The following is a 13,257-nucleotide window of genomic DNA, read 5'->3' as shown; positions in this document are numbered from 1 at the left end:
ATAAAAATCTGCCTCACAAATGCAAACAGTTACACCGTGGTTTTGCGGTAGCGGCTGTGCTGCAGTATACGCTCCGTCTCGGCGCGGTGCTGGTCGGCAAGGCGCTTTTCCCGCGCATTGCCCGCGCGGGAGATACTGAGCATAACGCCCATCTCGCCAAGCAGGAGCAGCAGACTTGTGCCGCCGGACGAGAAGAACGGCAGGCTGATGCCGGTGTTGGGCAGCAGCGCCGTGCCAACGCCGATGTGCAGAAATACCTGCCACCCCACCTGAGAGATGATGCCGATGCCCAGCAGGGTGCCGTACAAATCAGGGGCGCGCAGCGCAATGCAGACCCCCTGCACCAGAAGCGCCGCAAAGAGAGCGATCAGCGCCAGCGCACCGACAAAGCCCAGCTCCTCACCGATCACGGCAAAGATAAAGTCGTTTTCGGCATAAGGCAGCCACTGGTGCTTCTGGACGCTGTTGCCGATGCCGACACCGAACAGCCCGCCGGTGCAGATCGCATAGATGCTCTGCAAAGTTTGCCACTGCATGCCTGCTGTGTTTGTGGGGGTCAGGCCCCAGACGCCGCCTAGACGGCCGGCTGCATAGCCATCGCCGCTGGCGAGGTGCTTTAAGAATGCAATCACGCCTGCCGCACCCGCCGCACCGACCATCGGCCACCATCTCATGGCGGAGCCGTTGCAGAGGATCATCGTGCCGAAGATCGCGCAGAGCAGCAGGATCGCCGAGTTGTGCGGCTCAAGCTTGAGCAGGATAAGGATCGGCACAAGCGGCAGTGCGGGCTTGAGAAGTCCGTACCAGATCGATGTTTTATGGGCATGGTCGCGGTCCAGCATATCAGCCGTCCAGAGCATCACAGAAAACTTGGCCAGCTCAGACGGCTGCAGCGAGAAGGAACCGCCTGCAAAGTAGACCCAGCGGTAGGTGCCGTTGGTATCCTCCGGGCTGAGCAGCGCCGCGATGAGCAGCACAACGGTAATGATGTAGAAGCTTTCGTTCATATACCGCAGGGCGCGATAGTTGATGTTTGAGATGATGAGCATTGCCACAAGGCCCAGCACCGCAATGACGCCCTGCGGGCGGATGAAGTGGTAGACATCCCCGTAGTTCGCATAGCCGCTGGAATAGCTGGCCGAAAACAGCATGACAAGGCCGTAGCCCATAATGACGATGAGCGTTGCCACAAACCCGTGGGAGACCGGCCCACGCTCCAGCTTAGGCAGGCGGATGACCGCCAGCATGCGCAGAATGTTGCCGATGGTATGATCAAATAAAAGCCCCAAAAGGCTGGTTGCCGTATTCACGGGCCGTCACCTCCCATTCTAAAATCAAAAAGCAAAGGCCGGGGGCTGCCCCGGCCCTGTGTTATGCCACGCAGATGTACAGCATGCCCATCGCCACACCGATGGCGGCGATCAGGGCAAAAAAGCCATCGATCTTGACCTCACGCCAGCCGCGCATCTCAAAGGCGTGATGGATCGGCGTCATGCGAAAGATGCGCTTGCCGTGCGTTGCCTTGAAGTAGGCGCGCTGGATCACGACCGTCATGGCATCCCAGATGTAAACGATGCCGAAGAAAAGCACCAGCTCAGGGCGCTGCATCACAAAGGCCAGCGCCGTCACGATGCCGCCGAAGAACATGCTGCCGGTGTCCCCCATGAACACCTTGGCCGGGTAGAAGTTCCATACCAGAAAGCCCGCGCAGGCGCCCGCCGTGACGGCCGCAACAAGCGAAACATGGACAAAGCCCAGCAGGCTGCCCGCCAGCAGATAGCCGATCATTGACACAAAGGTCACGCCGGTGCAAAGGCCATCCAGACCATCGTTCAGGTTGACGGCGTTCACCAAAAAAATGATGCCGAAAAACGCGATGGGATAGTAGAGCAGACCCATATCCACAAGCCCGAAGATCGGCAGCTGCACCTCGGTCGTAAGCAGGCCCAGACTGTTAAGGCCAAGCATAAACCCAAAGGTCAGCGCGATCTGCAGGATCATCTTCTGTGCCTCGGTCAGGCCGAGGTTGCGGTGCCGGATGACCTTGATAAAGTCATCCAAAAAGCCGATCAGCCCCGAGCCGAACGCCAAAAACAGCACCAGCAGCACCGCCTGCATCTGGGGCAGGCCCAGTGTGTCGGGCAGCTTGGGGCGGAACATGGCCCAGGTAAGACCCAATGTCGCCAGAATGCCCAGAATAAAGCAGAGACCGCCCATGGTGGGGGTGCCGTTTTTCTTGTTGTGCCAGGTGGGGCCCTCATCCCGGATGGTCTGCCCAAAGTGCAGACGGTGCAGCACCGGGATCATAAATTTGCCCGCCACCGCCGTGATGGCAAAGCCGCCGACAGCCCCTGCCGCCAGCAGGTATGAGATTTGCTCCATGCAATGATTCCTCCGATCAATAGGTACAGGGGGGATCGCTCTGCGCGATCCCATAGGTGCCCCTGCGGAGGAGCCCTTTTGGTTTTTTACCCCTGCGGCAATTCCCTGTAGAAATCCTGCAGCAGCTGCTCCAGGCCCATGGCGTGGCTGGCCTTTGCCAGTACAGCGTCACCGGGGCGCACGAATTGCCGTAAATATTGTAGCACTTCTGCTGCCGTTTGGCAATGCACAGTTGCAACACCGTGCGCCTTGGCGGCCTCGGCCATGGCTGCGCTGCAGGGGCCATAGGCGATCAGCTGATCGACCCCTGCGTCTGCGGCCCATGCACCGGTGTTGCGGTGGCCTTCCTCACTGGCGGTGCCCAGTTCCAGCATATCACCCAGCAGGGCGATCTTGCGGGGGTTGGGCAGCTCCTTCAGCACCGAGAGCGCTGCCCGCATACTGTCGGGGCTGGCGTTGTAGCAATCCTCGATGAAGGTCACGCCGCCGTGCTCCACAATATGCTGGCGCATGCCGGTCGTTTGGTAGTCGGCCAAGGCTGCCGCGCAGCGGGCCGCATCCAAGCCCATACGGGTGGCGGCGGCATAGGCTGCCAGCGCGTCATAGACTGTGTGAAGCCCCACCGTGGGGATGGATGCCGCAAAGCTGCCGTATTCACGGTCCACGATACGGAACGCCGTGCCGTTGGCCCCGGCCGTGATGTCCGTCGCGCGGACATCGGCGTTCTCGGCCTCAATGCCGAACCAGACAGCCCGCAGACGGGACGGAACCTGTGCGGCAGGCAGCAGATCATTGTCGGCGTTCAGCACCAGCGGGGCGCCGTCCGGCAGACCGGTGCAGATTTCCATCTTTGCCTTCAGTATATTCTCCCGGGTGCCGAGATTTTCCAGATGCGAGACACCGATCATTGTGATAATGCCTGCGGACGGGCGGGCGCAGCGGCTCAGCCGCTCGATCTCGCCCGCGTGGTCCATCCCCATCTCAACCACGGCATACTCGGTGGCATCGTCCAGCCGGAACAGCGTGTTGGGAACGCCGATGTCGTTGTTCTGGTTGCCCTCGGTTTTGAGTGTGGTACCAAACGCAGACAGCACCGCGTAGCAAAATTCCTTGGTCGTGGTCTTACCCACGCTGCCGGTAACGCCGATCATTTTGGGGCTGAAAAGCATCCGGTAGTTGGCGGCCATACGGATCATGGCGCGGGCGCTGTCCGGCACGATAACAGTGCGATCCGCCGGGACCCCCTCGACCGGGTGGTTGGCGATGATATAGGCGGCACCGTCACGGTAGGCACCGGCGGCAAAATCATGTCCATCGACACGCTCACCGGGGAAGCAGACAAAGACGCAGCCCGGCTCGACCTTGCGGCTGTCCGTAACGACTGCATGAATGCTGACAGGCTCGGCCAGCGTCAGGCCGGCCAGCAGCTCATTGGCAGGAATCTTTTGCATGAAAAAGGACCTCCTTGGATGGGTTTACTGGTATAAAGATTGCAGCCGCAGCAGGCGGATCACCCCTCCTCGTTTGCAGGGTCGATGTTCTCCTCCACGGCGGGAGCTTCCTCGGCGGGGGCTTCGGCCCCGGTGTCCATCGTGAGGGTCACAATGGTGCCGTAAGCGGCGGTCGTGCCGGACTGAACATCCTGCGCCACGACCTTGCCGCTGCTGTCCCCGCTGAACTGCACATTCAGGTTGGCTGCGCGGAGCATCTGCTCGGCAAAGGTGCCGGTCTTGCCGGTCACATCGGGGACTGTGGTCATTGCGTTCTGATCGGTGGCAGTGTACAGATAGACGGTCGAGCCTGCGGGAACCACGCTGCCACCCACCGGGTACTGGTAGACGATGGTGCCGCTGCTCGGGCCGATGAGCTTGTGCTTGAGGCCGAGACGGTTCAGGGTGACCTGTGCATTCGTCCAGGTGTACTCCAGACAGGTCTGCACCTTTACGGTGCCGGTCGGGTTGTAGGCGGCGTCCTGCTCAACACCCAGATAGGGTGCGATCTCGCTGATGATGTTGCCTACGACCGGCGCCACGACCTGACTGGCATAGTCCTTGAACCAACGCGGGTCGTCCAGCAGAACGAACACCTCGATCTCCGGATCATCGATGGGCAGTACAGCGGCAAAGCTCATCATCTTATAATAGTCGCCGTCACCGCGCAGGTGGCGGTCGGTGCGCTCTGCCGTGCCGGACTTGCCGCCGATGCGGTAGCCCGCTACATAGGCGTTGGCGCAGGAATGGTAGTTCCCTTCCCCGTGGACATTGTTTTCCATCATGGAAAGCAGCTGGCGGCTGACCTCCTCGGAGATGACCTGACGGCGGATACTTGTCTCGGTCTGGGTGACGATGTTGCCGTCCTTATCGGTGACGGAATCCACCACATAGGGGGTGACCAGATAGCCGCCGTTGGCAATGGCCGCCACGGCCGTGGCCATCTGCATCGGGGTGATGGACTCGTTCTGGCCGAAGGCTGCCGTATAGAGGTTTGTATCGACCTCCGCCATCTGCTCGGCGTTGTAGACGCTTGTCCAGCGGGTCTCATTGGGCAGGTCGATGCCGGTGGGCTGGGTGAAGCCGAACGCCTGAATATAGTCGTAGAAGATCTGCGGCTTCAGTGTTTCGGCCGCCTGAATGAACCAGAGGTTGCAGCTGTGGTTCAGCGCGCCCGCCATGTCCTGTTCATAGTGGACCTCGCCGTTGGCGCAGCGGTAGGTATGCTCCCACAGTTCGCTGCCCTCATTGACGGTCAGGCTGCCGCCGCAGTAGAAGGTCTGGCTCGTGCTCATGATGCCGGAGTCCAGCCCTGCCGATGCGGTGATGAGCTTAAAGACAGAGCCGGGCATATACAGCTCGGTGATGTTCTTATTCTTCCACTGGGCCTCGCGCATCATACCCTGCAGCTGGGTGTATTCGCTGGCGACCTCGTTGCCGTCCTCATCAACCGTTTTGTCGCGGCTGATCTTGCCGTCAGCGATGATGTCCTTGACCGCCTTTTCCCCAAGGCGGCCCTCCAGCCAGTCGATGTCCTCGGCGTCGATCTCCTCTTTATCCAGAATGGCCGTCATCTTGGCGTCCGTGATTTTGTAGGGGTCGTTGGGGTCAAACTGCTCGATGGATGCCATAGCCAGAATTGCGCCGGTCTTGACATTCATGACGATGGCGCTGCCGCGGCCGTGTACCGTGAAGGTGTTCATTGCCTCGGTCAGGTACTGCTCCACAATGGCCTGCACATTTTCGTCAATGGTCAGGTACAGATCGTTGCCGTCAATGGCCTCGTGCAGATCAGACTGGCCTGACGCAAGAGCATTGCCGTTGACATCGGTTTCGGCCACGCTGCGGCCGGGCGTTCCGGCCAGCGTTTCATTGTAGTATTTTTCCAGACCGTAGGCACCCTCGCCGTCGCTGTTGCAGAAGCCCAGCACCGATGCAAGGAATTCTCCGTAGGGGTAGCTGCGCGTACTGGCCTGCTCAGTCGATAGATAGAGGATGCGCTTGCCGGTTGTGCCGTCCTTCTCCGGCTCCATGCGGTAGGTATCAGCATAGCTTACAATGGCATCTGCCACCGGCTTTTCCACGCCCTTGGCCAGCATACGGTACTGGTACGGCGTCCCGCTTGCATTCTTGGCGGTCAGGATCTCATACAGCGCGTCCGCCGTAGTGCCATCGCCGAGCAGATCCGCAAGCTCCTGTGCGGCGGTACGCAACTGTGCCTCAGTGGCACCGCTCTTTGCAATGGAGGACGGGTCGGCAACAATGTTCCATACCGTGTTGCTCTTAGCCAGCAGCTTGCCGTTCACGCTGTAGATTGACCCGCGCAGCGCCGGCAGCGTGATGTCCTTCATCTGCTGGGTCACGGCCTCGGTGCGGTACAACTCTGCATCGCGCAGCTGCAGCGCATAAAGCTGATAGATCAGCAGGCCGAACCCGGCAATGATGAACACCGCCACGCAGAACATGGTGCGGGCCTTCATGCCGCTGTCCGCGCGGGCGCGGCGTCTTCTGGGCGGAATGTTTGGTTGATTTGTTGGTTGTGGCATCGGCATTCCCCTGTTTGGTGGGTGCAGGATTTCAAAAAGCCTTTTTGCCGTCGGCTGTCGCGCCGCGCAGCAAAAAGGCTCATAGCTGCATATTTTTTGTTACGGGTTCAGGTTGTTCAGCAGGCTCAGTGCCGCAGTGCGCACCTCACCCAGCAGCTTGCCTGCCGTGTTGGTGCTTTTCTGGATCACACTCTCGTCCTCCAGCTGGACATAGGTGATCTGGCTGGGGTCAAGCTTGACAAGGCCCAGCTGACCCTCGGCCACCTCCTGCAGGCTGGCGCGGCTTGTAATATCACTCATGCGGGTGCTGAGATAATCATACTCGCTGCGGGCGGCGGCCAGCTGGGTGTTGACCTCGTTGATTTCGCCGCTCAGCTCCGTCAGCTTGGCATGGCTGTACAGCACACTGATAACCAGCCCCAGCACAATGGCCAGCGCAAGCACGCGCGCCACCATGCGGGCAAAGCGGCGGGCACGGTTCAGCCCGTAATCACCGCCGCGCACTACTTTAACAGCGGGCTGCGGGCGCTCCAGCCGGGGCGCGGCTGCACCGTCATGCAGCATAACAGTTGTCATGGTTCTTGCCTCTTATACTTTCTCCAACACTCTCAATTTGGCGCTGCGGCTGCGGCGGTTGGCCTCCAGCTCCGCAGCGTCTGCTTCGATGGGCTTGCGGGTGATCAGCTTTGCCTTGGCCACACCCCCGCAGGTGCAGACAGGCTGTTCCGGCGGGCAGGTGCAGCGCTGCGCCCAGCGGCGGAACTTATTCTTGACAAGACGGTCCTCCAGACTGTGGAAGGTGATGACGCAGAGCCGCCCGCCCGGAGCCAGACAGTCAAAGATGGCATCGAGGCCCTCATTCAGTGCATCCAGCTCGGAGTTTACAGCGATGCGGATGGCCTGGAAGGTACGGCGCGCCGGGTTCTTCGCCTTGCGGCGCTCTGCCGGGGGCACGGCGGAGGCTACGATCTCCGCCAGCTGCATCGTTGTGGTGATGGGCTTTTCTGCGCGGGCGGATACGATCCTGCCGGCGATCTGCCATGCGTAGGGTTCCTCACCGTAGTCACGCAGGATGCGGGTCAGCTCCTCACGGTCAAGGGTGTTGACCAGATCCGCGGCGGTGGGGCCCTGCTGGCTCATGCGCATGTCAAGCGGTGCATCGGCATGATAGGAGAAGCCGCGCGCCGCATCGTCCAGCTGATGGCTGGATACGCCGAGGTCTAGCAGGGCCCCGTTGACCGCCGGGATGCCAAGCTCCGCAAGGACACGGGCTGCCTCACGGAAATTGACCTGTACCACCTGCGCCGGCAGACCCTTGAGCCTTTCGGTGGCCACTGCCACCGCATCCGGGTCCTGATCGAGCGAGATCAGGCGTCCTGTGGTCAGGCGTTTTGCGATCTCTCTGCTGTGGCCTGCGCCGCCGGCGGTGCCGTCCAGATAAATGCCGGCGGGGTCAATGTTCAGCCCATCCAGACAGGGCTGCAGCAGTACGGGGATATGTGAAAATTCCATGTTCTATCGTCCTATAATATCAGAAATCAAGATCTTCCATCGCAGCGGTGAAATCCTCATCGCTCGTTTCCTGATTGGCGTTCCACGCCTCGGTGTTCCAGATCTCAGCAAAGCTGCGGCTGCCGATGATCGTCACATCATGGTCAAGGCCTGCATACTCCCGCAGCTTGGCGGGCAGTTGGATGCGGCCCTGCTTGTCCGGGCTGACCTCCACCGCAGAGGCGTAGAGCATACGGCTGACCTTGCGGCCCTTGACAAGGCCCTTTTCCTCGATCTTGGCAGCGACCTTTTCAAATTCCTCGGCCGGGAAGGCGGCCAGACAGTGGTCCAGCCAGCGGGTGACGATGAAGGTCTCCCCCATCGCATCACGGAAGCGGGCGGGGAAATTCAGACGACCCTTGGCGTCGATGGCGTAATCATACTGACCGACCAGCATCTGTCCTTCCCCTCCCTTCGTCAGGCTGCACAAATTTACGGCAAGATTTTTTACGATGCCGCGTTCTCTTTGTGGATAACTCTGTGGATAACGTGGAAAACTACCCACGCTTAACCACTTTTGTTGTTATTCTCACCACAATTACCCACCTGTGGTAAGATAATAGTACCATTTTATCCTGCAAAAAGCAAGGGCAGACGGGGAAAAACTGCGCCGCAAACTGATTTTTCACAGTTTGTACAAAGGGGCGCTGGCTGCACACAGCGGTTTGCATCAAATGCGCAGCCGCTGCGCTTTTTCGCCCATAGGCGCAAAAAAGCCGCACCGTTTTACACGGTGCGGCGTACATTTTGTAATAGCGAAGATTTTTTCAGCGGAATTGTGCCGTAAATAACAACAGTGATTACTTTTGCTGTCCGCGGTTCGGGCGGGCGGCGCTGCGCAGGTTCATGCGGACATTCTTGATGTCTGCCACACTGCGGGCCAGCACCTCCTCAGAGTTTTTCAAAATGCCCTCACAGTAGACCGTTGCATTGCGGCTCAGCTCCTTGGCCTGTGCCTGCGCCTTGGTAACGATCTCCGCCGCATACTGCTGGCTGCGGCGGACGATCTCCTGCTCACTGGTCAGGTTGCGGGCTTTTTCCTCGGCCTGCTGGATGATACTTTCCGATTCGATGCGGGCATTTTTCATGATCTGCTCGCGGTCATTGACGATTTTCTTGCTTTCGCGGACTTCATCAGGGAGGTTGTTGCGCACCTCGTCAATAATATCGCGCATACGGTCCACATCGACCACCCGCTTAGATGCGGCGAACGGCACAGCCGTACCCGCCTCCAGCGTTTCCTCCATCAATTCCAGCAATTCTTCTACGTTCATGCCTCTTCCCCTCTCTCATAGCGGCTGACCTTGATCTTGCCGTAGTTGTATTGCTTTACCAAAGTCAGCGCCCCGGCCTGCTCAGGCAGGTCGGCCTCACGCTCTGTTTCGCAGAGGACCACACCGCCGGGGGCCATCTTAGCGGCCAGCAGCGGCAGCACAGCGGCCACGGTATTCTGGTGGAACGGCGGGTCGAGCAGCGCCAGCTCAAACGGGCCGCGGATGTTAGCCAAAAAGCCTTCGGCCTCACTCTGGCGGATATCACTCTGGCGCTCGACCCCCGCTGTCTTGCAGTTGGCCCTGACTACAGCCAGTGCCTCGGCAGAGCGGTCTACAAAAAGGCAGCTTTTAGCGCCGCGGGACAGTGCCTCAATACCCAGCTGCCCGCTGCCTGCAAACAGATCCAGCACCCGTGCCCCCGGCACAAGGAACTGCACGCTGGAGAACATGGCCTCCTTCACACGGTTGATGGTCGGGCGGGTAATATCCTCGCCCGGCAGTGCCTGCAGATTCTTACCGCGGGCTGTTCCGGCAATCACGCGCATGGTGCCGCACCTCTTTCCTTTCAAATTATACAGATTCAGTATTTATTATGGGGCTTTCCCGCGCCCTTGTCAAGAGCGCAAAATGTAAAATAAAGTGGCAAAAATGTTACAGCAAGCCCAAAACAAAACTCCCAAACCGTATCCCGGTTTGGGAGTTTTGTTTTGGAGCGGCTGATGGGAGTCGAACCCACGTCCTCAGCTTGGAAGGCTGATGTACTAGCCGTTGTACGACAGCCGCGCAACAACTAGTATTATATCGTTCTCCCCGCCATTTGTCAAGTAGGCAGCTTACAGCTTCATCAGTTCCGCTTTCAGGTTTTTCAGTTCTTTTTCAAGGCGGTCTTTTTCTTTGTTGTAATCCTGATAGGCCTGCAGCCGGGCTTCTACAGCGGCATCCTCGGCGCTGAGGTAGCCGCTGTTCATCGAGGCTGTGTAGCTGAACTTTTTCAGCGTGCCGCTGAAGTCGATGACCATGAACTGTCCCTCTGCAGGCTGCACAGTGCCGGCGCCGAACATTCTGTGGGTGATCTTGCAGCCGGTCAGATCCGGCAGCTCGGCAGGGCTGGCCAGCAGCTCCTGCAAGCTCTGCTCGCACTCGCCGATGCGGACGCACAGTTCAGCGCGGGTATTTTTCTCCTTGACAGCCTTGGCGCGCTCTTTGGTGGTGGCGCTGCGTGCATAGCCCTTGGGGTAAAACTGCTCGGTGTAGGCTGTGTGCAGGATGTCGTAGACCAGCAGATGGAGGCTGTCCTCTATGCCGCCCAGTTCCTGCGCCGCATACGCCTTGTGCAGGGCGATCAGCTCGGGGTAGTTTTCCAGCTCCCGCAGCAGGTCATTGCACATGGTATAATAACGGGGCAGATCCAGCGCTGTACCGCCGCCGAAATCGGCCTCATAGTCAAAATACTCTGCCCACGCCTTGGCCTCGGCCGCATGGTAAAAGTAGTTGTCGTGCGGCTCCCACAGGTTCAGGAAAAAGAGCGCGTTCGCGGCATTCATTGTATACTTGCTCAGCCGCGGAAACACGCGGCGGAAGCGGCCGTTGATCTGATCCGCGAACAGCTCGGCGCGGCCGCGGCGCTTTGTAATATCGCCGTCATCCTCTTTAAAGAGCCAGCGGAAGCACTCGCGCACAAGCTCCACCTCTGCATCGCGCAGCATCAGGTCCTGCAGACCGCCGACAGGCTGCAGCGCCGGATTGTCCAGCGCCTGCTTTGCCTGCTGCATTGCATCGCCGAACATGACGGGAAAGTCACTGTCATCTATATCCCAGTTTACGCCAAAGCAGTCCACCGCGCGCCAGATCGTCCCTTCCTCTGCCGCCGTGCGGCTTTTGCAGTGCTGGATGTATTGTGCAAGAATTCCATTGAGATTTTCCGTGTTCAAACCAATTCCTCCTATTGCAACACCGCACAATTCCCGCCTGACGGCTTAAGCACCGCTCCAGCGGATCTCCGCGCCAAGAGCCGCCGCAAGCAGCGGTTGCGCTCCGAAGCGCCTCGCTGCGGCTCGGTGTGCGGCACGGCATCTGCGTTGCCAAAATGCTCGATAAGACATCCAGTATTATCTGCGCTTTTGGCTTAGCAGCTGCCGCACCTCGCTCGCCGTATCGGCACTTAGAATTATGCGGTATTGCCCTATAAAAAGTCAGCCTTCCTATTATAAAGGGCAGAGCACGGAGCGTCAACCGATAAAAAGCAACAAAAAGCCCCCTCCTTCGAGGGGGCAAAATCGTCACAAACTTACAGACTGGAATAGCCGAAGCTATTGACAAGGGCATCAATTTTCTTGCCCTGCTTGCACCAGGGGCAGTTGTGGGCGTCATAGGTCTCATAGTCGGGCAGGTCATGGGGGTCAAAGATGCTTGCCACCGGATAGCCCGCGCACTCCTTGACCGAGGCAAAAATTGCCGCGATGCCGGCCGGGTCACCGCCGTAGTAGCGGATGGCCTCGACCGCGCCCTGCACCGTATAGCCGGTGGTGACCGAGGCTGCCAGCACAAGTACATGCTTGCCCGCGATCATAGGGGCCGTGTTCTCACGGAAAAGAAGCTGGCTGCCGGTGGTATGCTCCGGCGTGACCACATAGATCGTCTGGTGCGCGTTCATATTCGTATAGCCGGCCTTGGTCAGTTCGCTTGCCATGCAGGCGCCAATGACCTCGGTACCGTCCAGACAGAGGATGGTATCCACGATGGTCGTCGATTTATAGGCCCGCACCAGCTCTGCTGCGGCCGCGCGTGCCTCCGACAGGCGGAACTTTGTCAGCGTGACATCAATATAATAGTTGATATGGCTGTGGCTGGTGGCATAATGCCCCTTGCTGACGCGCAGCTGCAGGTTCGGCTTACCAGTGGGCAGTTTTACAAGATTCATCGCCATGGTGGAATCCCCCTTAATGCTTAAACTGTTTATGGTATTATTGTACAAATTTTTGCATCAAAAAACAAGAAACGCATTACCCAAAATCACAGTCTGATTTTTGGGCAGTTTTTCGGGCAAAAGTGGACAAATCGGCTGCCGCGTGGTATAATTATTAAATTATTAAAGTGGGGAGGTTTGCGGATATGGGCTACCGGTTGGCGGACAACACCGGCGATACCCTTGCGGTGCCGCAGCTTGTGCTGACACACCTGTGCCAGACTGACGGCGATACAATCCGGGCGGCGCTGTATATTTTGCAGACCCGCGACACCGACCCCCGCACGATGGCCCGGGCGTTAGCGCTGCCCAGCATCGAGGCCGCCAAGCGCGCGCTGCAGTACTGGGCGGGTGCCGGGCTGCTGGTGAACGAGCGCAGCGCAGCCCCCGCCCCAGCCGAGCCTGCCCATGTGGATCTGGCCAGCGCGATCAACGACCCCTATGTAGCGGTGCTGTGTCAGGAGGCGCAGAACGCCTTCGGCAAGACGCTGAGCCGGAGCGAGCTGCAGCGGCTTGTTGACCTATATCTGGCTGACGGCTGGAAGCCCGATGTGATTCTGCTCTGCTGCGCCGAGGTAACGCGCATCGGCCGGCGCACCGTTGCCGCCGTGGCGCATCTGCTGGCCCGCTGGCGTGAGGACGGTGTGGAAAACGGCGAGGACGCCGAGCGCTGGCTCAAGCGCGCCAAGCAGCGCGAGGACTGGTGTGCTGACGCCGCCGCCCAGTTTGGTGTTGAGCCGCGCGCCCTGACAAATTGGGAGCGCCGCGCGATTGCCCGCTGGCATGAGGAAATGGGCATCGGCCACGAGATGATCGACGAGGCACTGCTGCGGGCCAACGGCAAAAATACGGTGCGGTATGTGGACGGCATCCTGCGCGCATGGCGCGCGCAGGGCATCACGACTATTGATGCCGCCCGCAAGCAGGGCCAGCTGGAGGGCAGCAACATTGTCATGACTGAGCGCCCCGGCGCCCAGCCGCCCGCCGCCAGTGCCCAGAAGGACCTGTTCAACCGCGACTGGGCTGCGATGTTTGACGAGGAGGGATGA

12 protein-coding genes and 1 tRNA gene are annotated in these 13,257 nt (G+C 59.4%); 1 reads left to right on the top strand and 12 read right to left on the bottom strand.

Annotation, left to right across the window (positions count from 1 at the left end; translation table 11 throughout):
- Positions 1-29 precede the first annotated feature (29 nt).
- The 12 genes from OGM67_01815 to OGM67_01760 form a co-directional block, all read right to left on the bottom strand.
- The gene (locus OGM67_01815; protein ID UYJ35103.1) at positions 30-1,310 is read right to left on the bottom strand and encodes an FtsW/RodA/SpoVE family cell cycle protein; all 1,281 of its coding nucleotides are present in this window, start codon (positions 1,308-1,310) and stop codon (positions 30-32) included.
- Positions 1,311-1,371: 61 nt separating this feature from the next.
- Positions 1,372-2,382, bottom strand: coding sequence for a phospho-N-acetylmuramoyl-pentapeptide-transferase (mraY, locus tag OGM67_01810; GenBank protein ID UYJ35102.1), 1,011 nt, complete (start codon positions 2,380-2,382; stop codon positions 1,372-1,374).
- 86 nt (positions 2,383-2,468) lie between these two features.
- Positions 2,469-3,833, bottom strand: coding sequence for a UDP-N-acetylmuramoyl-tripeptide--D-alanyl-D-alanine ligase (locus tag OGM67_01805; protein UYJ35101.1), 1,365 nt, complete (start codon positions 3,831-3,833; stop codon positions 2,469-2,471).
- 59 nt (positions 3,834-3,892) lie between these two features.
- On the bottom strand, positions 3,893-6,352 hold the full coding sequence (locus OGM67_01800) for a penicillin-binding transpeptidase domain-containing protein (protein UYJ35100.1): 2,460 nt from the start codon (positions 6,350-6,352) through the stop codon (positions 3,893-3,895).
- A 165-nt stretch (positions 6,353-6,517) separates the two neighbouring features.
- Positions 6,518-6,994: a hypothetical protein gene (locus OGM67_01795; GenBank protein UYJ35099.1), complete on the bottom strand. Its 477-nt coding sequence runs from the start codon at positions 6,992-6,994 to the stop codon at positions 6,518-6,520.
- Positions 6,995-7,006: 12 nt separating this feature from the next.
- Positions 7,007-7,930, bottom strand: a complete 924-nt coding sequence (gene rsmH, locus OGM67_01790) for a 16S rRNA (cytosine(1402)-N(4))-methyltransferase RsmH (protein UYJ35098.1) — start codon at positions 7,928-7,930, stop codon at positions 7,007-7,009.
- A gap of 19 nt (positions 7,931-7,949) precedes the next feature.
- Positions 7,950-8,366: a division/cell wall cluster transcriptional repressor MraZ gene (mraZ, locus tag OGM67_01785; protein ID UYJ35097.1), complete on the bottom strand. Its 417-nt coding sequence runs from the start codon at positions 8,364-8,366 to the stop codon at positions 7,950-7,952.
- Between the two features lie 403 nt (positions 8,367-8,769).
- Positions 8,770-9,243: an ATPase gene (locus tag OGM67_01780; GenBank protein UYJ35096.1), complete on the bottom strand. Its 474-nt coding sequence runs from the start codon at positions 9,241-9,243 to the stop codon at positions 8,770-8,772.
- Entirely contained in the window at positions 9,240-9,788 is a 549-nt protein-coding gene (gene rsmD / locus OGM67_01775; protein UYJ35095.1) for a 16S rRNA (guanine(966)-N(2))-methyltransferase RsmD, read from the bottom strand. The genes OGM67_01780 and rsmD overlap by 4 nt, the downstream gene beginning before the upstream one ends.
- A gap of 163 nt (positions 9,789-9,951) precedes the next feature.
- Positions 9,952-10,026 (bottom strand) — tRNA-Gly (locus tag OGM67_01770).
- Positions 10,027-10,076: 50 nt separating this feature from the next.
- Positions 10,077-11,174: a hypothetical protein gene (locus OGM67_01765; GenBank protein UYJ35094.1), complete on the bottom strand. Its 1,098-nt coding sequence runs from the start codon at positions 11,172-11,174 to the stop codon at positions 10,077-10,079.
- 356 nt (positions 11,175-11,530) lie between these two features.
- Positions 11,531-12,169, bottom strand: a complete 639-nt coding sequence (locus tag OGM67_01760; GenBank protein ID UYJ35093.1) for an orotate phosphoribosyltransferase — start codon at positions 12,167-12,169, stop codon at positions 11,531-11,533.
- Positions 12,170-12,354: 185 nt separating this feature from the next.
- Here OGM67_01760 and OGM67_01755 point away from each other — a divergent pair, with 185 nt between their 5' ends.
- Positions 12,355-13,257 carry a DnaD domain protein gene (locus OGM67_01755; protein UYJ35092.1) on the top strand — a complete coding sequence of 301 codons (903 nt, stop codon included), beginning with the start codon at positions 12,355-12,357 and terminating at the stop codon, positions 13,255-13,257.

The organism is Oscillospiraceae bacterium (assembly GCA_025757985.1).
GTDB lineage: Bacteria > Bacillota > Clostridia > Oscillospirales > Ruminococcaceae > Gemmiger.
The sequence above is the reverse complement of the archived record's forward strand: the minus strand, read 5'-3'. Positions and strand labels throughout refer to the sequence as shown.

Coding starts and splice junctions, on each gene's coding strand:
- mraY (UYJ35102.1), bottom strand. CDS start 2,382: ATGGAGCAAATCTCATACCTGCTGGCGGCAGGGGCTGTCGGCGGCTTT.
- OGM67_01805 (UYJ35101.1), bottom strand. CDS start 3,833: ATGCAAAAGATTCCTGCCAATGAGCTGCTGGCCGGCCTGACGCTGGCC.
- OGM67_01800 (UYJ35100.1), bottom strand. CDS start 6,352: ATGAAGGCCCGCACCATGTTCTGCGTGGCGGTGTTCATCATTGCCGGG.
- OGM67_01795 (UYJ35099.1), bottom strand. CDS start 6,994: ATGACAACTGTTATGCTGCATGACGGTGCAGCCGCGCCCCGGCTGGAG.
- rsmH (UYJ35098.1), bottom strand. CDS start 7,930: ATGGAATTTTCACATATCCCCGTACTGCTGCAGCCCTGTCTGGATGGG.
- mraZ (UYJ35097.1), bottom strand. CDS start 8,366: ATGCTGGTCGGTCAGTATGATTACGCCATCGACGCCAAGGGTCGTCTG.
- OGM67_01780 (UYJ35096.1), bottom strand. CDS start 9,243: ATGAACGTAGAAGAATTGCTGGAATTGATGGAGGAAACGCTGGAGGCG.
- rsmD (UYJ35095.1), bottom strand. CDS start 9,788: ATGCGCGTGATTGCCGGAACAGCCCGCGGTAAGAATCTGCAGGCACTG.
- OGM67_01760 (UYJ35093.1), bottom strand. CDS start 12,169: ATGGCGATGAATCTTGTAAAACTGCCCACTGGTAAGCCGAACCTGCAG.
- OGM67_01755 (UYJ35092.1), top strand. CDS start 12,355: ATGGGCTACCGGTTGGCGGACAACACCGGCGATACCCTTGCGGTGCCG.